Raw genomic sequence first — 23,241 nt, 5'->3', positions numbered from 1 at the left:
TCGTCTCGATGCGCCCGTCCACCAGATCTTCGAACAAGGCCAATCGCATGCGTTTCGAATATACCGATTACGACCCCTATGATTTCGCCAACCGCCGGCATATCGGCCCCTCCCCTTCGGAGGTAGCGGCGATGCTCGAGCTGCTGGGGGCCTCTAGCCTCGATGCGCTGATCGACGAAACCGTGCCGGCTTCCATCCGTCAAAAGGCACCGCTCGATTTCGGCCCGCCCATGACCGAGCGCCAGGCGCTCGACGCCCTGCGCGCGACCGCCGACAAGAACAAGAACCTCGTCTCCCTCATCGGCCAAGGCTATCACGGCACGATCACACCGCCGGTCATCCAGCGCAACATCCTGGAAAATCCGGCCTGGTACACGGCTTATACGCCCTACCAGCCAGAGATCAGCCAGGGCCGGCTCGAAGCGCTGTTGAACTTCCAGACGATGATCTCCGATCTGACGGGACTCGACGTCGCCAATGCCTCGCTCCTCGACGAGGGCACGGCCGCGGCCGAGGCCATGGCCATGGCCCATCGTCTGTCGAAATCGGGACGGGATCTCTTCTTCGTCGACGAGAACTGCCATCCCCAAACGATCGCGGTCTTGAAGACGCGCGCCGAACCGCTCGGCTGGACGATCACCGTCGGCGATCCGTTCACCGATCTCGACCCCGCAGCAATTTTCGGCGCGATCGTCCAATATCCCGGTACTTACGGTCATGTGCGGGATTTCTCGAAGCTCATCGAGAGCCTGCATGGCGAAAAGGCCATCGCGGTCATGGCCGCCGATCCCCTGTCGCTGGCCCTTCTCAAATCGCCGGGCGAAATGGGCGCCGATATCGCCATCGGCTCGACCCAGCGCTTCGGCGTGCCCATGGGCTATGGCGGCCCCCATGCCGCCTATATGGCGGTCAAGGACGCCCATAAGCGCTCCATGCCCGGCCGCCTCGTCGGCGTATCGGTCGATTCACGAAGCAACCGGGCCTACCGCCTGTCGCTTCAGACCCGCGAGCAGCATATCCGCCGGGAAAAGGCGACCTCCAATATCTGCACCGCCCAGGTGCTGCTGGCCGTCATGGCCTCGATGTACGGCGTCTTCCATGGGCCCACGGGCCTCAAGGCGATCGCCCAGCGGGTGCATAGCCGCGCCTCGCTTCTGGCGGCAGGTCTCGAAGCCATTGGCTACACGATCGAGCCGGATGTCTTCTTCGACACGATCACGATCGAAGTCGGCAAGCTGCAGCGGGTCATTCTCGACGCCGCGCTCGCCGGCGGCGTCAATCTGCGCCCCATCGGCAAGGATCGCATCGGCATCACCATCGATGAACGCACCCGGCCGGACGTGATCGAGACGGTCTGGCGTGCCTTTGGCGGCGATTTGAAGGCGTCCGATTTCGGACCCGAATGGCGTCTGCCCGACGATGCGTTGCGCCAGACCGACTACATGACCCATCCGGTCTTCCACATGAACCGAGCCGAAAGCGAGATGACGCGTTATATGCGCCGGCTTTCGGATCGCGATCTTGCCCTCGATCGCGCCATGATCCCGCTCGGCTCCTGCACGATGAAGTTGAACGCGACGGTCGAGATGCTGCCGATCACCTGGCCGGAATTCGCCGAGCTGCATCCCTTCGCCCCCGCCGATCAGGCCCTCGGCTACAAAGCCTTGATCGACGATCTATCGGACAAGCTCTGCCAGATCACAGGCTTCGACGCGGTATCGATGCAACCCAATTCCGGCGCGCAAGGCGAATATGCCGGTCTCCTCACCATCCGCGCCTATCATCAGGCCAATGGCGAGGGGCATCGCAATGTCTGCCTGATCCCGACCTCGGCCCATGGCACCAATCCGGCTTCTGCCCAAATGGTCGGCATGACGGTGGTGCCCGTGCGCTCGGCCGACAATGGCGATATCGACGTCGAGGACTTCAAGGCGAAGGCCGCGGCCCATGCCGATAAGCTCGCCGCCTGCATGATCACCTATCCTTCGACCCATGGCGTCTTCGAGGCCCATGTGGCCCATCTCTGCGCCATTGTTCACGAGCATGGTGGCCAGGTCTATCTCGACGGCGCGAATATGAACGCTCTCGTCGGCCTCGCTCGGCCCGGTGATATCGGCGCCGATGTCTGCCACCTCAATCTCCACAAGACCTTCTGCATTCCCCATGGAGGCGGCGGCCCCGGCATGGGCCCGATCGCGGTGAAAGCCCATCTGGCCCAGCATCTGCCCGGCCACCCTTCGACCGGCGGCGAGGCGGGACCGGTCTCGGCGGCGCCCTTCGGCTCGCCTTCCATCCTGCCGATCTCCTGGAGCTACTGCCTGATGATGGGCGGGGCCGGTCTCACCCAGGCCACCAAGATCGCGATCCTCAACGCCAACTACATCGCCAAGCGGCTGGAGGGCGCCTATCCCGTCCTCTACAAATCGGCGACGGGGCGCGTTGCTCATGAATGCATCATCGATACGCGCATTCTTCAGGAGAGCGCGGGCGTTACCGTGGACGATGTGGCCAAGCGCCTCATCGATTGCGGTTTCCACGCTCCGACCATGAGCTGGCCGGTGGCAGGCACCTTGATGGTAGAGCCGACGGAAAGCGAGACGAAGGCCGAGATAGACCGGTTTTGCGATGCGATGCTGGCGATCCGGGAGGAAGCAAGGGCCATCGAAAACGGCACGATGGATCCGAAGAACAACCCGCTAAAGAACGCGCCGCATACGGTGGAGGATCTCGTAGGAGCTTGGGATCGGCCCTATTCGCGCGAAGAAGGCTGCTTCCCGCCGGGCGCGTTCCGCGTCGATAAATATTGGGCGCCGGTCAACCGCGTCGATAATGTCTATGGCGATCGCAATCTCGTCTGCTCCTGCCCGCCCATGGAGGCCTATCAGGAAGCGGCAGAGTAATCGCGGCGGCCAAGTCTTTCTCATCAAAGCCCTCGATATCCGGCGATACCGAGGGCTTTTTTGCGAGAGATCAATGCGAGCCTATGGGCGGTGTCGTTGACGGGGCCGACGATTGACACGTGGTGGCGCCGCCTGTCCCGCACAGCTTCAGCTCAAGGGCCATGACGCATCCGCCGTTATTCGTCGCGGCACATCATTTCCTGCTCGCCGAGTTTGGTCCCGCCAACACGAAGCCGGTCTCCGGCTTTAAGGAAGCGCGGCGGATCGTAGGACAGCCCGACCCCGCCGATCGTGCCCGACAAAATGACGTCGCCGGGCTCCAGGCGCATGAAGCGCGAGACGTATGAGACGAGATAGGGGATCTTGAAGATCATGTCGGCCGCCGCGCCCTCTTGCTGACGAATACCGTTCACCTCAAGGAAAAGGTCGATCGATCCGGGATCGCCAACCTCGTCCGGCGTGACGAGCCAGGGCCCGAGCGGACAGAATGTGTCGTGGCTCTTGCCTTTGGTCCACTGTCCGCCGCGCTGCAATTGATGGTTTCGCTCGGAGAGGTCGTTCGCCAGACAATAGCCCGCAATGACCGATGAGGCGCCTTCGATCTCGATCGATTTCGCCATGCGCCCGATGACGACGGCGATCTCCACGCCCCAATCGACTCGCGTCGCAAGGCGCGGGATCTCGATCGGATCGTTCGGCCCGCATGCGGCGGTCGACGCTTTTAGGAACAAGGTCGGCTCGGGATTGACCTTGAAGCCGGCCAAGGACGCTGCGACGGGAAAATTCGGTCCGACCCCCACGATCTTACCGATCCGCCCGACTGGTTTGCACAAGCGGACATCGGCAGGAATGGCGGGAAGCGTAGTCACATCGAGACGCGACAGCGCGTCCAGACGTGCCGGATCGAGGGCATGGCCCGACAAATCGTCCACACTGCCAGAGAGATCGCGGATCGTTCCGCCTTCGTCGATCAAACCGGGCTTCTCGGCACCGCGTGCACCGAACCGAACGAACCGCATTCACACGCCTCCATGGTCACGATCTGAAACTATCAGCTCCAGGCTTCGGTTCCGCGTCACGGACATGAGGAGGACTTGTTTTTGCAATGAATTTCGGCGCCGGCTATCGACGCCCCGGCATTGGGACATGGCCGGTCTTATCCATATGAAACGCTAAGCTTGACGATGAAGCTGCTCCTCGGCAAACCCGTCATTCGTCGCCATGTCGAGTGACCTCACGCTCTAAGAGGGCCGACGGCTCGCCGCGAGCCGCAAGGGAGGAAAACCATGTATTCAGCACCCGTCGAGGACATTTCTCACGCTTTGCGTCATGTGGCGGGGCTGCAGGAGGCGATGGATCAAGGGGAGACAGGCGAGCTGTCGCCCGATCTCCTGGAAGCGATCCTTGCCGAGGCGGCCCGCTTTGCCGAGGAACGCATCGCACCTCTTTCGGCCTCCGGCGACCGGGAAGGCACCCGTCTTGAAGGCGGAAAGGTCACGACGCCGAAAGGTTGGCGCGAACTCTATCGCGAATGGATCGATGGCGGCTGGAACAGCCTGACCGGTCCGGAAGCCCATGGCGGCCAGGGACTGCCGATGTCGCTTGCGGTCGCGGCGGCCGAGATGTGGAATTCGGCCTCCATGTCCTTCGCCATCGGCCCGACGCTGACGACCGGCGCGGTCGAAGCCCTGGAGAGCCACGGCTCCGACGAATTGAAGCAGCGATATCTCGAAAAGCTCGTCTCGGGCGAATGGATGGGGACGATGAACCTGACCGAGCCTCAGGCGGGTTCGGATCTCTCCGCCCTGAAGACCCGCGCCGAGCCGGTCGGCGACGGCACCTACCGGATCTTCGGCCAGAAGATCTACATCACTTATGGCGAGCATGACTTCACTGACAATATCGTCCATCTCGTGCTGGCCCGCCTCCCCGACGCCCCGGCGGGGGTGAAGGGCATTTCGCTCTTCCTCGTGCCGAAGATGCTGGTCGAGGCCGACGGCTCGCTCGGTCGACGCAACGATGTCATCTGCGCCGGCCTCGAACACAAGCTCGGCCTGCATGGGTCGCCGACCTGCACGATGATCTATGGCGACGGCTCGGCCGAGGGCGAGGCGCCGGGCGCGATCGGCTGGCTGATCGGCGAGGAGAATCGCGGTCTCGCCTGCATGTTCACCATGATGAACAATGCCCGGCTTCTCGTCGGCATCCAGGGTGTCGGCATAGCGGAGGCCGCGACGCAGAAGGCGCTTCGCTTTGCCCATGAGCGCCGTCAGGGCCGCTCGACGCGGCTTGCGCGGGACAATTCGGAAGCCGGCGGCGCGATGACGCCGATCGCGGAGCATCCGGACGTCACGCGCATGCTGCTCACCATGAAGGCGCTGACGGCGGCCTGCCGCGCCATCGCCTATGCCTGCGGCCATGCCGGCGACAGGGCGAAAGCAACGGCCGGCGATCCGACCGCTTCCAAGGCCTGGGCCGAGCGCGCTTCACTCTTGACGCCGGTCGCCAAGGCCTTCTCCACCGATATTGGCGTGGAGGTCGCCTCGCTCGGCGTGCAGGTGCATGGCGGCATGGGCTATGTGGAGGAGACGGGCGCCGCCCAGCTTCTGCGCGATGCCCGCATCGCGCCGATCTATGAAGGCACGAACGGCATCCAGGCCATCGACCTCGTCACCCGCAAGATCGGCCTGTCCGAGGGCGCGGCCTTCGAGAACTATATGCTCGAATTGCGCGCGGTGGTCGAAACGGTGGAGACGAAGAACGATCCGAGCTTCGGTCAGACGGCCGAGATGCTGGATCATGCTTTGAGCGATCTCTCTAGCGCGACCGCTTTCCTGCGCAATGCACTGGACAAGGGCGACATGGAGACCGCCTTGGCGGGCGCAACGCCCTATCTGCGTCTCTTCGGCCTGACAGCCGGCGGCGTCTATCTGGCCAAGAGCGCGTTGGCCGCGGACCCGGAGGGTCAGAGAACCGCTCTTGCCCGCTTCATGGCCGAGAACCTTCTTGCCGAGACCAATGCGTTGTGCGCTCAGGTCCGCCAGGGTGCGGCCAGCCTCGCGGCGGCGCGCATCGCCATCGGTCTGGAGGCCTGACACCTTATGAGCGCAATCGAAACAAGCATCGCCGACGGCGTACTGACGCTGCGCCTCAACCGGCCGGAGAAGAAAAACGCCCTATCGCGGGCCATGTATGCAGCGCTCGCCGAGGCCATGGAGGAGGCGGGCACCAAGGACGTGAAGGTCGTTCTCATTGCCGGACAGTCGGGCGCCTTTTCGGCTGGCAACGACCTCGCCGATTTCCTGGCCGTCGCGAGCGGCGGCGAGGTGCCACAGGAAATCGGTCGCTTTTTGAATGCGATCGTCGATCTGTCCCTGCCGCTCGTCGCATCGGTCGACGGGCTGGCGATCGGCATCGGCACAACGCTGCTGATGCATTGCGATTATGTCGTCGCCTCGAAGCAGTCCGTCTTTCGCACACCCTTCGCCGATCTGGGCCTGACGCCGGAGGCTGCCTCCAGCCTTCTCGCACCGCGCCTGATGGGCCATCAGCGCGCCTTTGCGCTTCTTGCGATCGGCGAGACCTTCGATGCGGAAGCAGCGAGAGCGGCTGGACTCGTCACGAAGGTCGTCGAGAACGATCCGGACGCGGCTGCGCTGACGGCGGCGCAGACGCTTGCGGCCAAGCCCGCAGAGGCGATCGGTATCGCCAAGCGCCTCCTGCGGGGCGACAAGGCCGAGATCAAAGCGCGGATCGAGGAAGAGATCACGCTCTTCTCCCAGCGCCTCGTCTCGCCCGAAGCCCGCCGCGCCTTCGAGGCATTCTTGAAGAAATGACGGCCTGTGAGGTCGCGCAATGGGGTTATCAGGCGCCGACCGTCATCCGTTGAAACTCGGCCTGTGGGGGCCTATTCTTTTTTGCGTCGCGATCCCTTCGGAGGACCCAGCGTGCCCCAGGCCAAGACCATCGAATTGACCGATCATTTCGAAGATTTCATCGACAGGCAGCTCGACCAAGGCAGCTTTGCTTCAGCGAGCGAAGTCGTCGAGGCCGGCTTGCGCCTCTTGGAGGCACGCGAAACAGGCATGCCCTCTTTTTCTGCGGATGATGCAGACGATGTCGACGCTACTTTCGACGTACTCTCCCAGACTGAGGCCGAACACCGGGCCATCAGTGAGGCGCTAGAGGCCGGTGAGCAAAGCGGAAACTACCACCCAGTCGACTTCAAGCGTCTTTTTGATGAGGTGGTCGAAGCGGATGCAAAAGATGTGAGCCGCGGTCGGTGAGTTTACGTCCGCCTCTTTATTCGGATCGGGCAGAGGCGGATCTTCGAGCGATTGTTCGCTACAGCGTGCATCTGTTCGGCGCCAACCAGGCCTCAACCTACCTTAACACCATCCAGCGGACCTGCGAAGAGGTCGCATCAGGCCGTTTGCGAACACGATCCCACACGATCGGAAACAAGAACTATTGGAAGCGCCCAATCGGTGCCCATGTCATTTATGGCCGTTTTGACGCAGACGGACGATGCCTCATCGTCCGCATCCTCCATTCCCGTATGAACGCGCCGGACCATTTATAGGCCCATGGCCGACCCCTCCTTCTCCCTCACCGTCCCCGAAGGCGACGACATCGCCCGCAAGGTCTGCGACACTTGTGGCTTCGTCGCTTATGAAAACCCGAAGATCGTCGTCGGCTCGGTCGTGCGCCATGACGGGCGCATTTTGCTCTGCCGCCGGGCGATCGAGCCGCGCCGGGGATTCTGGACGATACCCGCCGGCTATCTCGAGCTCAATGAGACACCGGAAGACGGCGCGCGACGGGAGGCCCGCGAAGAGGCTCGCGCCACTCTCGCGATCGAAAGGCTTCTTGCGGTCTATTCCGTCCCGCGCATCAGCCAGGTTCAGCTCATCTATCGAGCAAGCCTTGCCGAGCCGGGCTTTGCAGCCGGCCCTGAGAGCCTGGATGTTCGCCTCTTTGCCGAGGACGAAATCCCATATGACGAGCTCGCCTTCCCCTCGGTCCACTGGGCTCTCGGCCATGACCGGGAGGCGGAGGCGGGTGCTCCGCCGATCCCCTTTTCCAATCCCGATGGAGAGACGGGCAGCCGGATGCCGAGCGGCGAGCGGCTAGGTGTCGATCGGATGTAGCGCGGCCGACTTAACGGCCCGAGCATTCTTGCAGGAACCGTTCGATCTCATTCGCATAAGCCTCCGGTCGTTCAACATTCGGAATATGCCCCGCCGCTTCGATGAGAGCGAAGCGCGCATTGGGGATGAGGTCCGCAAGCGAGCGAACGAGATCGGGCGGCGTCGAGCCATCCTCTTCTCCCGCAATACAGAGGGTGGGAACGTCGATCAGCGGCGCCTCTTTGGTGAAATCGGTGTCGGCAATGGCGTTGCATGTTGCCATATAGCCCTCACCGGAGGCCCGCAGGAGCATGTTTCGATGGCCCCGAAAGGCCGGGTTGTCCTCACGTCGGAAGTCGGGCGTGAACCATTTTTCCATCACACCTTCGCAAATCGCCCCAATGCCGTCCCGCTCCACGGTATCGATCCGCTGATCCCAGGTCGCGCGGTCGCCGATCTTATGGGCCGTGTTCGACAAGACGAGCGCCTCCACGAGATCGGGACGCGACCTCGCTAGCCCTTGCGCGATCATCCCGCCGACGGAGAGGCCGACAATCACGGCGCGTCGAAGCTCGAAGCGATCCATCAGCGCGGCGAGGTCGGCGATGTGATCGTCCATCCGATAGGGCGTTGCGCCGACATCAGAGAGGCCATGGCCGCGCTTGTCATAGCGCAAGGTGGTGAAGCGGCCGCCGAGTGTCGCCACCACGGCGTCCCAAATGCGGAAATCGGTCCCGAGCGAGTTGACGAAGACCAGCGTCTGGCTTCCAGGCCTCGCCCCCGCCGTCAGTTCGGCGTGGATTGCAATGTCGTTGACGGTGACGAAATGCATGCGGTCCCCTCCTGCCAGGCGTCGCTCTTCAACACATCTATCGGCCGGGCAAGGAATGGAAACCGGTCAGCTGTTGGAACAGGGTCTTGCATGGGCTGTTAAGATCGGCCCGCCCATCTTACGCTTCCGGCGCGCTTTCGCCTTGTACATCGTCGACCATGTCAATCTCGTCGCCAAGAGCAAGCCGCAGCACGCTATCGACATCCGCACTGGTCGGCAGGGCCCGATCCAAGACGCGCTTCACGGGAACCCAAGCAACATCAAGGACATCGTCGGCAGCGAGCGCCTCGCCGGTCTCATAGTGGCAGAGAATGGCGACGAGGAGATAATGAAACGCGACAGTTCCGTCGGCGTCAGGCTCGATTACCTCGATCTGCGTGAGGATCTCGTTGGCGCGAGCCGTAACGCCAGTCTCTTCGAAAAGCTCGCGGCAAGCGGCCGCTTTCAGGCTTTCGCCCCATTCCAGATGGCCTCCGGGATAGCCCCAAAGCCCGGCATCGGGCTCGTTGCGTCTTCGCGCGAGGAGGACCGAACCCTCGCGGATCGTGACGGCGAGAACCCCGATCTTCGGCTGTCGCGCCTGTTCGGCACCCTTTGCCATCGGCACTCTCCCTCATTCTGGCCGAGGCGTGGCTTCAGCCCATGAACTGACCGCCATTGATCTCCAGGATCTGACCGGTGACATAGGCCGAGAGAGCGGATGAGGCGAGGAAGAGATAGGCCGGCGCGCAATCTTCGGCCGTGCCGAGACGTTTCAGCGGAATGGAGTCCGCCGTCTTGTCAAGCTTCTCCTGGCTCGAATAGCGTCGGTGGAAATCGGTCATGATTGTGCCCGGCGAAACCGCATTGACCCGAATGGCGTCCGGCGCAAGCTCTCTTGCGAGCGCACGGGTCCAGGTGGAGACGAAGGCTTTCGACGCCGAATAGAGCGAGGAGCCCGCGCTGCCGCCCGTCGTCGCCGAGATCGAGGACGTGCTGACGATCGCGGCGCCCTGTGCCGCGCGCAGGGCGGGGATCAGCGCCGTGGTGAGTTCGACGACCGAGCGGATATTGAGATCGATCACCCGATCGAATTCGGCGGCGCTGATCTCATCGGCGGGAAAGCGTCCCCCCATCGTGCCGGCATTGTTGACGAGGACATCGAGCCGACCGCCGCATTCGGCCGCGATCGTCTCGCCCAGGCTGCGTCCGGCGCCCGGCTTGGAAAAATCCGCGGTGAGAAGGGTTAGCCGATCCCGCTCGCCGGGGGAAAGCCGGGGCAGAAGATCGACCTCGGCATGTTCGAGGCCGCGCCCGGCATGGGCGATGACGCGGGCGCCGCAGGCGAGAAAGGCGGCGGAGACCGCCGCGCCGATGCCTCTGCCAGCCCCGGTGACGGCGACGACGCGCCCTTCGAACAAGCTGCGATCGAACGACGTCATCGGCATTCCTTTCCCAGCCTCGATAGGGAGCGAGGCGAAATGTCAGCGGCCTTTCGGCGGAAGGAGCGCGCCCAGGGCTACGATCAGCCAGCCTGCGATCATGACCGTGCCACCAATCGGCGCAGCATTGGCGAACAGCCGGTCTCCGAACAAGATGCGCGCGAAGAGATCGCCCGAGAACAAAGCGGTGCCGAGACCCAAGCCAAGGCCAGCAAAGCCGACAGCGCGCCAATCCTGCCGAACCAGAATCGCGAGCGCCAGAAGTGCCGGTGCATGGACGAGAAGCATGCCTGCCGCCGTCGCGGCAAGCATCGAATTAGCCGTTCCATGGGCCGCATAGGCAGCCCCGGCCACGCCCGCGGCGCCGAAGACGCCGGCCGTGGCGATCAAGAGCCTATGCGCAATCTTCGTCACGTGCGGCGGATCTCACTCCAGCGGATGCGCGGCCGCCTCTCGCTTCGGCGCGAGACGGTTTCACCGGCCGCATGATCGGACATCTCATCGGGTGACGTCGGCGGGGTATCGGAACGACGCGTCGTCGCCTTCACCTCCGGCATTTCGTCGAGCACTGAACCGGGCCACATGCTGTAACCGACGGTATAGGACGCCTTGGCAAGGAGATGGGCCGAAATCGGCGCGGTCAGCAGGAAGAAGAAGATCGCCGCCAGAGCGCGCAGCGTCTCCGGCAGCGCTTCGGAATTCAGCGCCAAAGCCAGAAGGATGAGACCGGAGCCGACCGAGCCAGCCTTCGAGGCCGAATGCATGCGCGTATAGACATCCGGGAGGCGCACGACGCCGAGCGCGGCCAGGGCAATGAAGGTCGAGCCGATAAGGACGAGGGCGCTCTCGACGAGATAGAACAAGGCCGTCACGAGCGTCTCTCCGTCTTGGGTATCGCCTGGCCCTGCTCATTCGGATTCTTGAAGGGCAGATCCTTGAGCTGATCCTCCTCAGTGCGCCCCCTGGCCAGGATGAAGCGCGCGAAGGCGACGGTCGCGAGGAACCCGACCAAACCCAGCGCGATCGCGATATCGACATAAAGCGTGTAGCCCGTGTCGATGCCGATAATTGCAATAAAGCCGATCGCCACACTGGTGAGCATGTCGAGGCCGAGGACGCGATCAGGCAGGGTCGGGCCGCGAACGATCCGAAACGTCGTGAGAAGAAAGGCAAGACCCAGAAGCACCAGCGAAATGTCGATGGCGACCTCGTAAATTTGGGTGGCGAGATCCGTCATGTTCATCGGAAGGCCTCCAGGATCATCCGCTCGAATCCATCGGCGATGTCGGCTCTGGCCCCGTCCGGATCGGAACAGTCGAGCGCATGGACGTAAAGCGTCGAACGGTCTTCCGAGACATCGACCGAGAGGGTGCCGGGCGTCAGTGTGATCATGTTGGCGAGAAGCGTGATCTCGAAATCCTGATCGGCTTTGAGGTGATAGGCGAAGATGCCGGGCTTGATGTCCACCCTCGGACTCAGAACGAGGATCGCGACGCGCCAGGCCGACTTCAGAAGCTCCATAAAGAAGAAGAGGACGAGTTTGGCGATCGCCCCGGCCCTCTGCATGTAACCGACACCGCCTACCTGTTCACGGATCAGGTAAAGCGCCGCGGCGCCCAAGACGAAGCCGAAAATCAGATTGACGAGTGTGAAGGAGCCGCTGACGACCACCCAAACCAGAGCCAACAGGAGATTGATGAGATAAAGGATCATCGCACGCCTCCGAAGACCGACGTGATATAGGGGGCCGGATCGATGATGCCGTTTGCCGCCGCATCGGTCAGATCGAGCAGCCATTGCGGCCAGACGCCTGCGATCACCACGAAACTGCAGAGCGCCAGAAGCGGGATCGCCGACAAGGCCTTTTCGGGACCAGCCGCCGTGAAGCGCTCGGCGACGATCGCGTTCTTCTCGGCGCGCGTGTCGGCAGCTGAGGCCGCCGGCAAAGGACGCCAGAAGCCAAGGGCGAAGACCCGCGCGCTGGCGATCGTCAGCAAGAAGCCCGACACCAGGATAGATGCGGCGAGCCAGGGCAGGTCGCCAGCGATCGTCGCCCGCACCAGCGCGACCTTCGGCCAGAAGCCGGAAAAGGGCGGCAGGCCGGACACGGCGAAGAGGAGCACGAGCATCACCGCCGCAAAGAGCGGGTTGTTGCGCCACAGCCCGCCCATTTCATGCAGCGAGGAGGTGCCGGCAAGATGGGCCGCGACGCCGGCCGCGAGATAGAGCGCGGTCATCACGACGATGGAATGGACGGCGTAGAGGATCGCGCCCGAGAGGCCGACCGACATGGCCAAACCGCCCTCCCCCGGCACGGCGGCGGGAAGCGCGAGCACGACCATGATGTTTCCGATGCCGACGATCACGGCATAGTTCAGGAAACGCCTGAGATCGCTCTGGGCGAGCGCGCCGAAGGCACCAAAAACCATGGTGAGCGCAGCAACCCAGGCAAAAAGCGGCGCCATCTCAGCGCGCTCGGGCGGGAACAGCATGAGCAGCACCCGGATCGCCGCATAGACGCCGACCTTGGTCAACAGACCCGCGAACAGCGCCGAGGTGACGAAACGCGGCGTGTGATAGGAAGCTGGCAGCCAGCTCTGCAACGGAAAAGCGGCCGCCTTCATCGAAAAGGACACGAAATAGAGGACGGCCAATGTGAAGATCGGGGTCGTATCCTCCATCGCCTTAGCCTTCTCGGCGATGTCGGCCATGTTAAGCGTGCCGAAGATCCCGTAGAGATAGCCGGTGGCGATCAGGAAGAGCGTCGTTCCGACGAGGTTGAGGAAGCAGTATTTCGTCGCGCCGTCGAGCTGCTCGTGCTGGGAGCCGAGGATCAAGAGCCCGAAAGAGCCGATCAGCAGGACCTCGAACCAGACATAGAGATTGAAGATGTCGCCGGTGACGAAGGCGCCCGACACGCCGCCCATCATGAGGAAGAGGAACGGGAAGAAGCCGTAGCGGCGTTCGCTGCCCGGTACGCTGGCCGTCGCATAGATGCCGGCGCAAAGCGCCACGAAGCCGGCAACGGTCACGAAGATCGCGCCCATCATGTCGGCGGTGAAGGCGATGCCGAAGGGTGGCTTCCAGCCGCCCATCATCATCGTCACCGGCCCGCCGGTCGCCACGCGCCATAAGAGCGCGAGATCGGCGGCAAGAAGGCAGACGAGACCGGGGATTGCAACGATCGGATGCCAGGCGACCTTCTTGCGCATCATCAAGAGCGCGGCGCCGAAGAGGAAGCAGACGATCACCGGCATGATGACGGCATAGTCGATCGGCGCGACGCTCGCCTGCGTCATCGCCTCGGCCTTGAGGGCGGAAAGGCTCTCTGTCGCCATCGTGGTCAGTATCCGAGGGGCGGCAGCCCCTCGTCCTCGGGTTCTGCGACGCGCATGCGGTCCGTGTCGTCCGTTTGCAGGTCCTGATAGGCTCGGTAGGCGAGCACCAGCAGGAAGGCGAAGAAGGAGAATGAGATGACGATCGCCGTCAGGATCAGCGCCTGAGGCAGAGGGTTGGCCACAGCTTCCAGCGGAACCTCAGCGCCATCGGGAATGATCGGCGGCGCGATCGGTCCGATCCGGCCATTGGTGAAAATCAGGAGATTCACCGCATTGCCGAGAAGAACGACGCCGAGAAGCATCCGGATGATGTGCTTTGAGAGAAGCAGATAGAGCGCGACAGCAAAGAGCGCCGCGACCACAAAACAGAGCGCGACCTCCATCAGTCGTCCTCCCTTTCCTCAAGCGCCAGCGCGATGGTCGAAATGGCTCCGACGACCACGAGATAGACACCGATATCGAAGAAGAGCGGGGTCGACAGCGCAACTTCCGTTCCGAGGAAGGTCGGAAAGGCCCAAAGGCCGGTCAGGAACTCGATGCCGAAAACGATCGAAAGCACGCCGGACAGAACCGCCAGGATCAGCCCGCCGCCGGCCAGGGTCATCGGGTGGAAATAGAGCGCACGACGCACCGGCGCGACACCGCAGGCAATGCCATAGATCGCAAAGGCCGAGGCGGCGATGAGACCGCCGATGAAGCCGCCGCCCGGCTCGTTGTGGCCGCGCAGAAGCACGAAAATCGAGAACAGCACCATCAGGCTCGTCAGATAGGGCGCCGTGAAGCGGAAGATGATCGTCCTCATGGGGTCTTCTCCAGCGGGTCGATGGTTCGCTCCCCTCTCCGGCCGACGCGAATGCGGATCAGCGCCAATACGGCAAGGCCGGTGGTCATGACGACCGCAATCTCACCCATCGTATCCACACCGCGGAAGTCGACGAGAATGACGTTCACGATGTTCCGGCCATGGGCGATGGCGTAGCTGTAGCGCTCGAAGAAGTCCGAGAGCGTGGAATCGAAGGGCGTCTGAATGACGGCGAGCAGGAAGAGTCCGAAGCCCGCTCCGCCGGCGAGCGCCAGGAGCGCGTCGGGCAGCTTCTCGCGCAAGGGCCGATGATCGGCGGGCGACAGCTTCAAGCGTGTCATGACGAGCGCGAGGATCACGACCGACAGGGTCTCCACCATGAACTGGGTGAAGGCGAGATCGGGTGCGCCTTGGAGCATGAAGATCAAGGCGACGGCAAAACCCTGAATACCTAGCGAGACGATCGCCGTCAGCCGATCCTTGGCGATGACAACAGCCAGGATGCCCAGAAGGATGAGGCCGAGGACGATCCATTCATAGATCTTGATCTGCGGAATCGTCGGCATCTCGGGGAAGCCGTCGGCGAGCCACATGGAGGCAAACAGAGCGACAACGACGGCGACGACGACCGTGGTCATGTAATAATCGAGACGGCCCGACTGGATGAGATTGGTGACCTTGGAGGCGAAGCGGACAAGACCGCGCATGGCCTGGTCGAAGCCCATATCCGGCCCCCAACCGATCGCGGCGAGCATCCGGGAGAGGACGGCGCGCAAGGCGGCGGAGCCGACATAGATGGCGATGCCGAGCGCGATGGTCGCCATCGAGAGAGCGAAAGCGAGGTTGAGATGGGGTACCCAGCCAATCTCGATCTCCACAGCCTCGCCATAGGCGGCCGAAGCCATCGGGGAGGAGAAGAACTCGTGATAGACCCCGTAATAGAGACCGGCGACGACCGACAGGACGCCCAAGACGAGCGGGCCCAGCCAGATGCGCAATTCGCCCTCATGAGGGTCATGGATCTCTGCCGGCATCGACCCGACAAAGGGCTTGAGAGCGACGATGAAGGCGGCGGCGAACATCAGCGCATTGCCGAGGATCGCGGCGGCGGCGATCGCGATATAATAGGGGTCGGCATATTCGACGGCGTGATAGATCTCTTCCTTGGCAAGGAAGCCGATAAAGGGCGTCACGCCGCCCATGGACAGAGCGCAAAGCATAGCGGCTAGGAATGTAACCGGCATAGACCGCGCGAGACCGCCGAGCTTGTCGATCTCGCGGGTATGGGCCCCATGATCGACCGAGCCGGCGACCATGAAAAGACCGCCTTTGAAGAGCGAGTGGGCGATGAGATAGAGAGTCGCACCGATGATCGCGGTTTCCGAGGACACGCCGATCAGCATGACGAGGAGGCCGAGGGAGGCCACCGTCGTATAGGCGAGCGTGATCTTGATGTCCGTCGCGCGCACCGCGAGCAGCGCGCCCATGACGAGGGTGACGCCGCCGAAGGCGGGCAGGATCGTCATCCAGAGCGTGGTGTCGCCCAGCGCCGGCTGCATGCGCATCAGGAGATAGACGCCCGCCTTCACCATGGTCGCGGAATGGAGATAGGCCGAGACCGGGGTCGGCGCCTCCATCGCATTGGGAAGCCAGACGTGAAGCGGCATCTGCGCGCTCTTGGTGAAGGCGCCGCAAAGGACCAGAATCAGGATCGGAAGGTAGGCAGCGCTCTGGCGCAGCACGTCCCCAGCCGCCAGGATGTCCGACATCGAGGTCAGGCCCGTCACCTCACGAATGACAATGAAGCCGGCAAGCAGCGCCAGACCGCCGCCACCGGTGATGACGAGCGCCTGCACCGCGCCGCGCCGCGCCTTCTCCCGCGTGTGATCGAAGCCGATCAGCAGGAAGGAGGTGATCGAGGTCAGCTCCCAATAGACGAAGAGCGTCATCAGATCGTCGGCCAGGACGAGGCCGAGCATGGCGCCCATGAACATCAGCATGAAGGACAGGAACCGCCCCTGATCCTTGTGCCCTTTCATGTAGCCGCCGGCATACAGGATGATCAGCGTGCCGATCCCGGTGATGAGAAGGGCGAAGATCAGCGAAAGTCCGTCCAGACGGAACGAGAAATCGATGTCGAAGGACGGAATCCATTCGAAGCCGAAGCGATGGACCGTGCCCTCGGCGACCTCCCGAAGACCCGATAGGAAGATCCAGAATGCCCCGGCGGGCGCCAAGGCGAGAAGCCAAGCCGCATGAGACTTCATCACGCGCGTTAAGAGTGGAGCCAAGACGGCTGCGATGAAGGGAAGTGCGAGTGCCAGATATCCGAGATCGGCATCGAAGCCGTTCAATCCGTCCATTCGCAGCCGGTCCCCATCACGCGCATCGGTCTCATGCGCTTTTGCGGCGCACGCTCTCCGACAGTCATAGAAACCGAGGCCTCTTGCGGCAAGGAGGGGACGAGACCCGAAAACACTCAGCGGACACGGGACAATCGCCGACGATCTGGCGATCTTTCCGCGAATTCAGGGGATTAGCGGTGTCCGGCGATCTTCGCCACGCGGTCACATTCTAATCAGGTGGAGTTCAATTCGCGCGACTGCAGCCCTTCGATTTGGCCCGGAGGGGCGCAATCGCTAAGATCGCCGCGAATCTTTGTCCCTCTTCGGGTGAGCGCCGACCTCGCCGAATCCAGAAAGCTCCATGTCCGACACACCGTCTCTTCCCCCAAAGGCCGAACGCCGCCCGACGCTCGACACGCGTCACGGCATCGAGCGCACCGACGACTATGCGTGGCTGCGCGCCCCGAACTGGCAGGAGGTGTTCAAGGATTCGAACGTCCTCGATCCGGCGATCCGCGCCCATCTCGAAGCCGAGAACGCCTATGCGAAATCCATCATGGGCGACACGGAGGCCCTGCGCGAGACGCTGATCGGCGAGATGCGCGGGCGCATCAAGGAGGACGACTCCTCCGTGCCCTCCCCCGATGGCGAATGGGCCTATGGCATCGCTTACGAGGCGGGAGCCGAATATCCGAAATTCATCCGCCGGCCGCGCGAGGGCGGCGAGGAGACCGTTCTGCTCGACGCCGAGAAGGAAGGCGCCAATCGGCCTTATTTCTCAGTCGGCGGCGCCAGCCATTCGGGCGACCACAAGCTGCTTGCCTGGGCCTATGACGACAAGGGTTCGGAATATTACACGCTGAAGGTCCGCGACATCGAGAGCGGAGAGGATCTCGCAGACGTCGTCGAGGACACCGGCGGGGGCGGTGTCTGGTCGGCCCGTTCGAACGGCTTCTTCTATACGCGCCTCGACGCCAATCATCGGCCGAGCCGCCTCTGCTACCACCGGATCGGCGACGATCCCGCCAATGACGCCCTGATCTATGAAGAGACCGATGCCGGTTTCTTCATGGGTGTCGGCAAGACCCAGTCGGACGAATATGTGGTCATCGACATTCATGACCACGAAACGTCCGAATGCTGGCTCATACCGGCCTCGAACCCGGCCGCCGAGCCGCGCCTGATCGCGGAACGCGAGACGGCGGTGGAATACGACGTCGACGAGGGCGACGGCACCCTCTACATCCGCACCAATGTCGATGGCGCGCACGACTTCAAGATCGTGACGGCGCCGGTCGACGCGCCCCATCGCAGCCAGTGGCGCGATCTCGTCCCCCATGAAGACGGGCGAATGATCATCAGTCACATGATCCTGAAGCGCCACCTGATCTGGCTGGAGCGGCGCGACGGGCTGCCGCGCATCGTCGTTCGCCGGCTGTCCGACGGCGAGGAACATGCGATCGCCTTTGCGGAAGAGGCCTATTCGCTCGGCCTTCTCGGCACCTACGAATACGATACGACCCTCGTCCGCTTCTCCTATTCGTCGATGACGACGCCGGGGCAGACCTTCGACTACGACGTGGAAAGCCGCGAGCGCACCCTGTTGAAGACGCAGGAAGTGCCCTCCGGCCACGACCCGGAGGCCTATGTCACCCGCCGGGTCTTCGCGCCGGCCAAGGATGGCGAGACTGTGCCGATCTCGCTTCTTTACCGGAAGGACACGCCGCTCGACGGCTCGGCACCGCTGCTGCTTTACGGCTATGGCTCCTACGGGATCACCATCCCGGCGTCCTTCAACACCAATTGCCTGTCCTTGGTCGATCGCGGCTTCGTCTATGCGATCGCCCATATTCGCGGCGGCAAGGACAAGGGCTTCCGCTGGTACGATGCGGGCAGGCGGCGCAACAAGGCGAACACCTTCACCGACTTCATTGCGGCGGCGGACTATCTGGCGGCGGAAAACTATACGAGCCATGAGCGCATCGTCGCGCAAGGGGGCTCGGCCGGCGGCATGCTGATGGGCGCCGTTTCCAATATGGCACCGGACAGCTTCGGCGCGATCGTCGCCCAGGTGCCCTTCGTCGACGTCCTCAACACCATGCTCGACGACACGCTGCCGCTGACGCCGCCGGAATGGCCTGAATGGGGCAATCCGATCCTTTCAGGCGAGGATTACGAGGTCATCGCCTCCTACAGTCCCTATGACAATGTAAAGGCGCAGGCCTATCCGCCGATGCTCGTCATGGCCGGCCTCACCGATCCTCGCGTGACCTATTGGGAGCCGGCGAAATGGGTCGCCCGGCTTCGCGAGATGAAGACCGACGACAACCCGATCATCTTCCGCACCAATATGGATTCGGGCCATGCGGGCGCCTCGGGCCGGTTCTCTCGGCTCGAAGAGGTCGCTTATGTCTATGCCTTCGCCCTGAAAGTCATGGGCAAGGCCAGGTAAGCTCAAAGCTGGGCCCCGTTCTCTATCGAAAGCGGGGCCCAGCACTCGATCAAAGCAGGCTTTCGATCAGCGCTCTCGTATTCTCTTCGGTCATGGTGATCGGATTGCCGCCGCAGGACGGATCGGCGAGCGCCGAACGGGTCAGCGCATCGATATCGGGATTGCTCACGCCGAGCTCGGTGAGGGTCTTGGGCACGCCGAGCGCATCGTTGAACGTGTCGACAAAGGCCTGAAATCCGGCGAAGCCGCCCTCGATCCCGAGATAGGCAGCGGCCAGCGTGAACCGACCCTCGATCGCCTCGGCATTGAAGTGCAGGACGGCCGGCATGCAGACGGCATTGGTCATGCCGTGATGGGTGTGATGCATGGCGCCGACTGGATGGCTGATCGCATGGATCGCGCCGAGCCCCTTTTGGAAGGCGGTCGCGCCCATGGCGGCGGCGGCCATCATCTGCGCCCTCGCCTCGATGTCCGTCCCGTCCCGATAGGCGCGGGGCAGATAATCCTTGACGAGGCGCATGCCCTCCAGCGCGATGCCCTGGCTCATCGGGTGGAAATGCGGCGAGGAATAAGCCTCGACGCAATGGGCGAAGGCGTCGAGACCCGTGCCGGCCGTCAGCTTGGGCGGCAGGCCGATGGTGAGTTCCGGATCGCAGATCACGACGGCGGGAAGCATCTTCGGATGGAAGATGATCTTCTTCTCATTCGTCTCGGTGTTGGTGATGACCCCGGCGCGGCCCACCTCGGAGCCGGTCCCGGCCGTCGTCGGCACCGCGACGATCGGATGAATGCCGGCCGGATCGGCGCGGGTCCACCAGTCGCCGATATCCTCGAAATCCCAGAGCGGGCGCGTCTGGCCGGCCATGAAGGCGACCGTCTTCCCAAGATCAAGGCCTGAGCCGCCGCCAAAGGCGACGACGCCGTCATAGCCGCCCTCGCGATAGACCTTGAGCGCCGCATCCACATTGCGGTCGGTCGGGTTGGGGTCGACCTCGGCATAAAGATCGGCCTTGAAGCCGGCATCGCGCAGGAGCGCCAGAGTCGTCTTCGTCACGTCCATGTCGGCAAGGCCGCGATCGGTGACAAGCAGCGGGCGCTTCATGCCCGCCGCCTCGCAGGCGGCGCCGATTTCCTTGATGCGTCCCGCACCAAAGCGCACGGCTGTCGGATAGGACCAATTGGCGGTGAAAGTCATGGAAGTCTCGGCTCTTACGCTTTCTTGAGATGGAAGGATTGCGGGCGGGTGAGGTTCTGATAGCCAATCGCCGACATGGCCCCGCCCCGGCCGGTGTCCTTGCAGCCGGTCCAGCAAAGGGCCGGGTCCACATAGTCGGCGCGATTCATGAAAACGGTACCGGTGCGCAGGCGCTCGCCGATCCGACCGGCGGCCTCCGCGTCCCTTGTGACGATCGAAGCGGTCAGGCCGTAAGGGCTGTCATTCATCAGGCCGATCGCCTCTTCGTCGTCCTTGACCTTCATTATGCCGACGACGGGACCGAAGGTCTCCTCCATCATCACCCGCATGGAATGGTCGACATTCGTCAGCACCTGCGGCGAGACATAAGCGCCGCCGTCGTCTCCCTCGAAGGGTTCGAGATGGGCCTTTGCGCCCGCCGCAATCGCCTCGGACACCTGCCCGCGGACCGTCTCGGCAAAGCGCTTGTGAGCCATCGGTCCGATCGTCGTCTCCTGATCGAGCGGATTGCCGAGCTTATAGCCCTTCACCATCTCGACGGCCTTCTCGACGAAGGCGTCGTAAAGGCTTTCATGGACATAGATGCGCTCGATGCCACAGCAGCATTGGCCGGAATTGAACATCGCGCCGTCGATGAGGATCGCGACGGCGGTTTCCACATCGGCGTCTTCGCGGACATAGCCGGGATCCTTGCCGCCGAGTTCCAGCCCGAGGGGCGTGAAGGTGCCGGCCGCCGCCTTCTCGATCGCGGCGCCACCGGCGACCGAACCGGTGAAGTTGACGAAGTCGAAGGCCCGCTCGCCGATCAACGTCTCCGTCGTCTGATGGTCGAGAACGAGATTGACGAAGACGTCTTCCGGAACGCCCGCCTTGGTGAAGGCCTCGACCAGATGCTCACCCACGAGCAGCGTCTGGGCGGCATGTTTGAGGATGACGGCATTGCCGGCGATCAGGGCAGGTCCGATCGTGTTGTTGGCGGTGAGATAGGGATAGTTCCAGGGCGCGATGACGAAGGCGACGCCATGGGGAACGCGCAGGATGCGGCGCTCGACCGCCTCGCTCGTCTCCACGATCGTCGGGGCGAGCGCGTCCTTGGCGATCTTCGCCATATGGTCGGCGCGCTCCTTGAAGCCGCCCCACTCGCCGCCGTAGCGCACGGGCCGCCCCATCTGCCAGGCAAGCTCCGTCGTCATCCGCTCGGTCTCTTCGCCGATGCGCTTCACGCCCGCCGAGACCAGCGCGACGCGTTCCTCCAACGGCCTTGCCGCCCAAGCGGCTTGCGCCTTGCGCGCCGCCGCGATCTTCGCCCTTGCCTCATCGAGAGAGGCATAGGGGCGCTCGGCGTAAACCGTGCCGTCGATCGGCGAAATGCATTTCGCGGTATTCATGACTGTCCTCAAGCTCTTTCGAAGCCGCGCGCGATTTCCCAATCGGTGACCACGCGGTCGAATTCTTCCTGTTCCCATTCGGCGCAGCGCACGTAATGCGCAACCACTGTCTCGCCGAAGGCTTCGCGGGCAAGCGACGAGCTGCGCAAGGTCTCGGTCGCCGCGCGCAGCGTGCGCGGAATTTCCGGCACGCTGTCATTCTCATACATGTCGCCGCCGGCCGGCGGCTCCAAGGTCAGCTTGTCCTCGATCCCCTTCAGCCCCGCCGCCAGCATGGCGGCCTGGGCGAGATAGGGGTTCATGTCGGAGCCCGGTATCCGGCATTCGACGCGCACGGCCTTCGTCCCCTCGCCCACCAACCGGAAGCCCGCCGTGCGATTGTCGATCGACCAAGCGGTCTTGGTCGGCGCGAAGGTTCCCTTTGCAAAGCGCTTGTAGCTGTTCACGTAAGGGGCGAGGAAGACCGTCAGATCGGCGGCATAGGCGATGAGGCCGGCCATGAAATGGCGCATGGTCTCGGACATGCCGTGCTCGCCGTCAGGGTCGTGAAAGACGTTCGATCCGTCTTTCATCAGCGACATATGAATATGGGCGGCGCTGCCGACCTTGGCGTGGTGCCATTTGGGCAGGAAGGTCACCGCATGGCCCTTGGCCCAGCCGATCTCCTTGGCCGCGTGTTTCGCGATTGTATGATGGTCTGCGCAAAGCAGCGCTTCGGCATAGCGGATGTTGAGCTCTTCCTGGCCCGTCTCCGCCTCGCCCTTGGAGTTCTCGACCGGAATACCCGCCTTGCGCAGCGTGTTGCGCAAGGGGCGCATCACATGCTCCTCCTTGGTGGTCTGGAGGATGTGATAGTCCTCATTGTAGAGGCTGATCGGCTCAAGATCGCGAAAGCCGGAGCGCTGGATATCGCCATAGGAGTGGCGGAAAAGGAAGAATTCCAGCTCCGTCGCCATCATCGGCGTCAGGCCATGAGCCTTCAGACGGGCGATCTGCCGCTTCAGGATCTCTCGCGGCGAGTGGGGCACCGGCTCGTGATGGTGATGATCGAGCACGTCGCAGAGCACCATCGCCGTTCCCTCGAGCCAGGGCATCAACCTCAGCGTCGAGAGATCCGGCTTCATAACATAGTCGCCATAGCCCTGACGCCAGCTTGTCGAGGCATAGCCGTCAGGCGTCGCCATTTCGAGATCGGTCGCCAGAAGATAGTTGCAGCAATGGGTCTCGTGATGGGCCGTTTCTACGAATTCCTCGGCGTGGAACCGCTTGCCCATCAAGCGCCCCTGCATGTCGACCATGCAAACGAGCACCGTATCGATCGTCCCCTCTCGAACCTTCTCCTTAAGGGCGCTGAAAGACAATCCGTCGGCCATTCTCATCTCCATGCGAGGCTCAAAGCAAGGACGGCCCCCATTTCAGGAGCCGTCCGATCATCGATC

General features: G+C 63.1%; 22 protein-coding genes. 7 read left to right on the top strand and 15 right to left on the bottom strand.

Annotation, left to right across the window (positions count from 1 at the left end; all coding sequences use genetic code 11):
- The first annotated feature begins 47 nt into the window (after window positions 1-47).
- A complete protein-coding gene (gcvP, locus tag B9A15_RS01545; RefSeq protein WP_084408193.1) occupies window positions 48-2,900 on the top strand; it encodes an aminomethyl-transferring glycine dehydrogenase in 2,853 nt (950 codons plus the stop codon).
- Window positions 2,901-3,076: 176 nt separating this feature from the next.
- Here the strand turns inward: gcvP and B9A15_RS01540 are convergent, their stop codons facing one another.
- The gene (locus tag B9A15_RS01540) at window positions 3,077-3,919 is read right to left on the bottom strand and encodes a fumarylacetoacetate hydrolase family protein (RefSeq protein ID WP_084408192.1); all 843 of its coding nucleotides are present in this window, start codon (window positions 3,917-3,919) and stop codon (window positions 3,077-3,079) included.
- Window positions 3,920-4,186: 267 nt separating this feature from the next.
- Between B9A15_RS01540 and B9A15_RS01535 the strand changes: the two genes are divergently transcribed.
- The 5 genes from B9A15_RS01535 to B9A15_RS01515 all read left to right on the top strand — a co-directional run bounded on the left by B9A15_RS01535 (window position 4,187) and on the right by B9A15_RS01515 (window position 8,050).
- Complete coding sequence (locus B9A15_RS01535; RefSeq protein ID WP_084408191.1) at window positions 4,187-5,995, top strand: acyl-CoA dehydrogenase family protein; 1,809 nt, start codon at window positions 4,187-4,189, stop codon at window positions 5,993-5,995.
- 6 nt (window positions 5,996-6,001) lie between these two features.
- Window positions 6,002-6,736 (top strand): crotonase/enoyl-CoA hydratase family protein, encoded by a 735-nt coding sequence (locus tag B9A15_RS01530; protein WP_084408190.1) that lies wholly within the window; start codon window positions 6,002-6,004, stop codon window positions 6,734-6,736.
- 111 nt (window positions 6,737-6,847) lie between these two features.
- On the top strand, window positions 6,848-7,186 hold the full coding sequence (locus tag B9A15_RS01525) for a type II toxin-antitoxin system ParD family antitoxin (RefSeq protein ID WP_170923125.1): 339 nt from the start codon (window positions 6,848-6,850) through the stop codon (window positions 7,184-7,186).
- Window positions 7,183-7,482, top strand: a complete 300-nt coding sequence (locus B9A15_RS23720) for a type II toxin-antitoxin system RelE/ParE family toxin (RefSeq protein ID WP_084408188.1) — start codon at window positions 7,183-7,185, stop codon at window positions 7,480-7,482. The genes B9A15_RS01525 and B9A15_RS23720 overlap by 4 nt, the downstream gene beginning before the upstream one ends.
- Before the next feature lie 4 nt (window positions 7,483-7,486).
- Complete coding sequence (locus B9A15_RS01515) at window positions 7,487-8,050, top strand: NUDIX hydrolase (RefSeq protein ID WP_084408187.1); 564 nt, start codon at window positions 7,487-7,489, stop codon at window positions 8,048-8,050.
- A gap of 10 nt (window positions 8,051-8,060) precedes the next feature.
- On the opposite strand, the gene pcaD is transcribed toward B9A15_RS01515, so the two are convergent.
- The 11 genes from pcaD to B9A15_RS01460 all read right to left on the bottom strand — a co-directional run bounded on the left by pcaD (window position 8,061) and on the right by B9A15_RS01460 (window position 16,785).
- Entirely contained in the window at window positions 8,061-8,861 is an 801-nt protein-coding gene (gene pcaD / locus B9A15_RS01510; RefSeq protein WP_084408186.1) for a 3-oxoadipate enol-lactonase, read from the bottom strand.
- A 118-nt stretch (window positions 8,862-8,979) separates the two neighbouring features.
- A complete protein-coding gene (locus B9A15_RS01505; protein WP_084408185.1) occupies window positions 8,980-9,462 on the bottom strand; it encodes an NUDIX hydrolase in 483 nt (160 codons plus the stop codon).
- A gap of 34 nt (window positions 9,463-9,496) precedes the next feature.
- The gene (locus tag B9A15_RS01500) at window positions 9,497-10,282 is read right to left on the bottom strand and encodes an SDR family NAD(P)-dependent oxidoreductase (RefSeq protein WP_084408433.1); all 786 of its coding nucleotides are present in this window, start codon (window positions 10,280-10,282) and stop codon (window positions 9,497-9,499) included.
- Between the two features lie 42 nt (window positions 10,283-10,324).
- Window positions 10,325-10,696: a DUF423 domain-containing protein gene (locus B9A15_RS01495; RefSeq protein WP_084408184.1), complete on the bottom strand. Its 372-nt coding sequence runs from the start codon at window positions 10,694-10,696 to the stop codon at window positions 10,325-10,327.
- Window positions 10,693-11,154 (bottom strand): monovalent cation/H(+) antiporter subunit G, encoded by a 462-nt coding sequence (gene mnhG, locus B9A15_RS01490; RefSeq protein ID WP_084408183.1) that lies wholly within the window; start codon window positions 11,152-11,154, stop codon window positions 10,693-10,695. Before mnhG ends, B9A15_RS01495 begins: the two co-directional genes overlap by 4 nt.
- Window positions 11,151-11,519 carry a cation:proton antiporter gene (locus tag B9A15_RS01485; RefSeq protein ID WP_084408431.1) on the bottom strand — a complete coding sequence of 123 codons (369 nt, stop codon included), beginning with the start codon at window positions 11,517-11,519 and terminating at the stop codon, window positions 11,151-11,153. The genes mnhG and B9A15_RS01485 overlap by 4 nt, the downstream gene beginning before the upstream one ends.
- Window positions 11,520-11,521: 2 nt before the next feature.
- Window positions 11,522-11,995, bottom strand: a complete 474-nt coding sequence (locus B9A15_RS01480; protein WP_084408182.1) for a Na+/H+ antiporter subunit E — start codon at window positions 11,993-11,995, stop codon at window positions 11,522-11,524.
- Window positions 11,992-13,620 carry a Na+/H+ antiporter subunit D gene (locus B9A15_RS01475; RefSeq protein ID WP_084408181.1) on the bottom strand — a complete coding sequence of 543 codons (1,629 nt, stop codon included), beginning with the start codon at window positions 13,618-13,620 and terminating at the stop codon, window positions 11,992-11,994. Before B9A15_RS01475 ends, B9A15_RS01480 begins: the two co-directional genes overlap by 4 nt.
- A gap of 5 nt (window positions 13,621-13,625) precedes the next feature.
- Entirely contained in the window at window positions 13,626-14,003 is a 378-nt protein-coding gene (locus tag B9A15_RS01470) for a Na+/H+ antiporter subunit C (protein ID WP_084408180.1), read from the bottom strand.
- Window positions 14,003-14,422 carry a Na+/H+ antiporter subunit B gene (locus tag B9A15_RS01465; RefSeq protein WP_084408179.1) on the bottom strand — a complete coding sequence of 140 codons (420 nt, stop codon included), beginning with the start codon at window positions 14,420-14,422 and terminating at the stop codon, window positions 14,003-14,005. Before B9A15_RS01465 ends, B9A15_RS01470 begins: the two co-directional genes overlap by 1 nt.
- A complete protein-coding gene (locus B9A15_RS01460; protein WP_084408178.1) occupies window positions 14,419-16,785 on the bottom strand; it encodes a putative monovalent cation/H+ antiporter subunit A in 2,367 nt (788 codons plus the stop codon). The genes B9A15_RS01465 and B9A15_RS01460 overlap by 4 nt, the downstream gene beginning before the upstream one ends.
- Window positions 16,786-17,128: 343 nt before the next feature.
- On the opposite strand from B9A15_RS01460, the gene B9A15_RS01455 reads away from it, so the two are divergent.
- On the top strand, window positions 17,129-19,219 hold the full coding sequence (locus tag B9A15_RS01455; protein ID WP_084408177.1) for a S9 family peptidase: 2,091 nt from the start codon (window positions 17,129-17,131) through the stop codon (window positions 19,217-19,219).
- A 49-nt stretch (window positions 19,220-19,268) separates the two neighbouring features.
- Here the strand turns inward: B9A15_RS01455 and B9A15_RS01450 are convergent, their stop codons facing one another.
- The 3 genes from B9A15_RS01450 to B9A15_RS01440 are packed head-to-tail and all read right to left on the bottom strand — an operon-like array spanning window position 19,269 to window position 23,175.
- The gene (locus B9A15_RS01450) at window positions 19,269-20,414 is read right to left on the bottom strand and encodes an iron-containing alcohol dehydrogenase (protein WP_084408176.1); all 1,146 of its coding nucleotides are present in this window, start codon (window positions 20,412-20,414) and stop codon (window positions 19,269-19,271) included.
- Window positions 20,415-20,428: 14 nt separating this feature from the next.
- Window positions 20,429-21,802 carry an aldehyde dehydrogenase family protein gene (locus B9A15_RS01445; protein ID WP_084408175.1) on the bottom strand — a complete coding sequence of 458 codons (1,374 nt, stop codon included), beginning with the start codon at window positions 21,800-21,802 and terminating at the stop codon, window positions 20,429-20,431.
- An 8-nt stretch (window positions 21,803-21,810) separates the two neighbouring features.
- On the bottom strand, window positions 21,811-23,175 hold the full coding sequence (locus tag B9A15_RS01440; RefSeq protein WP_084408174.1) for a glutamine synthetase family protein: 1,365 nt from the start codon (window positions 23,173-23,175) through the stop codon (window positions 21,811-21,813).
- Between the last annotated feature and the right edge of the window lie 66 nt (window positions 23,176-23,241).

This window comes from Fulvimarina manganoxydans, from assembly GCF_900176465.1.
GTDB lineage: Bacteria > Pseudomonadota > Alphaproteobacteria > Rhizobiales > Rhizobiaceae > Fulvimarina > Fulvimarina manganoxydans.
Note: the sequence above shows the minus strand (reverse complement) of the source record. Positions and strands in the feature narration are given on the sequence as shown.

Bases quoted from the DNA above. Each gene is read 5' to 3' on its own strand.
- gcvP (WP_084408193.1), top strand. From the start codon at position 48: ATGCGTTTCGAATATACCGATTACGACCCCTATGATTTCGCCAACCGC.
- B9A15_RS01540 (WP_084408192.1), bottom strand. From the start codon at position 3,919: ATGCGGTTCGTTCGGTTCGGTGCACGCGGTGCCGAGAAGCCCGGTTTG.
- B9A15_RS01535 (WP_084408191.1), top strand. From the start codon at position 4,187: ATGTATTCAGCACCCGTCGAGGACATTTCTCACGCTTTGCGTCATGTG.
- B9A15_RS01530 (WP_084408190.1), top strand. From the start codon at position 6,002: ATGAGCGCAATCGAAACAAGCATCGCCGACGGCGTACTGACGCTGCGC.
- B9A15_RS01515 (WP_084408187.1), top strand. From the start codon at position 7,487: ATGGCCGACCCCTCCTTCTCCCTCACCGTCCCCGAAGGCGACGACATC.
- pcaD (WP_084408186.1), bottom strand. From the start codon at position 8,861: ATGCATTTCGTCACCGTCAACGACATTGCAATCCACGCCGAACTGACG.
- B9A15_RS01505 (WP_084408185.1), bottom strand. From the start codon at position 9,462: ATGGCAAAGGGTGCCGAACAGGCGCGACAGCCGAAGATCGGGGTTCTC.
- B9A15_RS01500 (WP_084408433.1), bottom strand. From the start codon at position 10,282: ATGACGTCGTTCGATCGCAGCTTGTTCGAAGGGCGCGTCGTCGCCGTC.
- B9A15_RS01485 (WP_084408431.1), bottom strand. From the start codon at position 11,519: ATGACGGATCTCGCCACCCAAATTTACGAGGTCGCCATCGACATTTCG.
- B9A15_RS01480 (WP_084408182.1), bottom strand. From the start codon at position 11,995: ATGATCCTTTATCTCATCAATCTCCTGTTGGCTCTGGTTTGGGTGGTC.
- B9A15_RS01475 (WP_084408181.1), bottom strand. From the start codon at position 13,620: ATGGCGACAGAGAGCCTTTCCGCCCTCAAGGCCGAGGCGATGACGCAG.
- B9A15_RS01470 (WP_084408180.1), bottom strand. From the start codon at position 14,003: ATGGAGGTCGCGCTCTGTTTTGTGGTCGCGGCGCTCTTTGCTGTCGCG.
- B9A15_RS01465 (WP_084408179.1), bottom strand. From the start codon at position 14,422: ATGAGGACGATCATCTTCCGCTTCACGGCGCCCTATCTGACGAGCCTG.
- B9A15_RS01460 (WP_084408178.1), bottom strand. From the start codon at position 16,785: ATGGACGGATTGAACGGCTTCGATGCCGATCTCGGATATCTGGCACTC.
- B9A15_RS01455 (WP_084408177.1), top strand. From the start codon at position 17,129: ATGTCCGACACACCGTCTCTTCCCCCAAAGGCCGAACGCCGCCCGACG.
- B9A15_RS01450 (WP_084408176.1), bottom strand. From the start codon at position 20,414: ATGACTTTCACCGCCAATTGGTCCTATCCGACAGCCGTGCGCTTTGGT.
- B9A15_RS01445 (WP_084408175.1), bottom strand. From the start codon at position 21,802: ATGAATACCGCGAAATGCATTTCGCCGATCGACGGCACGGTTTACGCC.
- B9A15_RS01440 (WP_084408174.1), bottom strand. From the start codon at position 23,175: ATGGCCGACGGATTGTCTTTCAGCGCCCTTAAGGAGAAGGTTCGAGAG.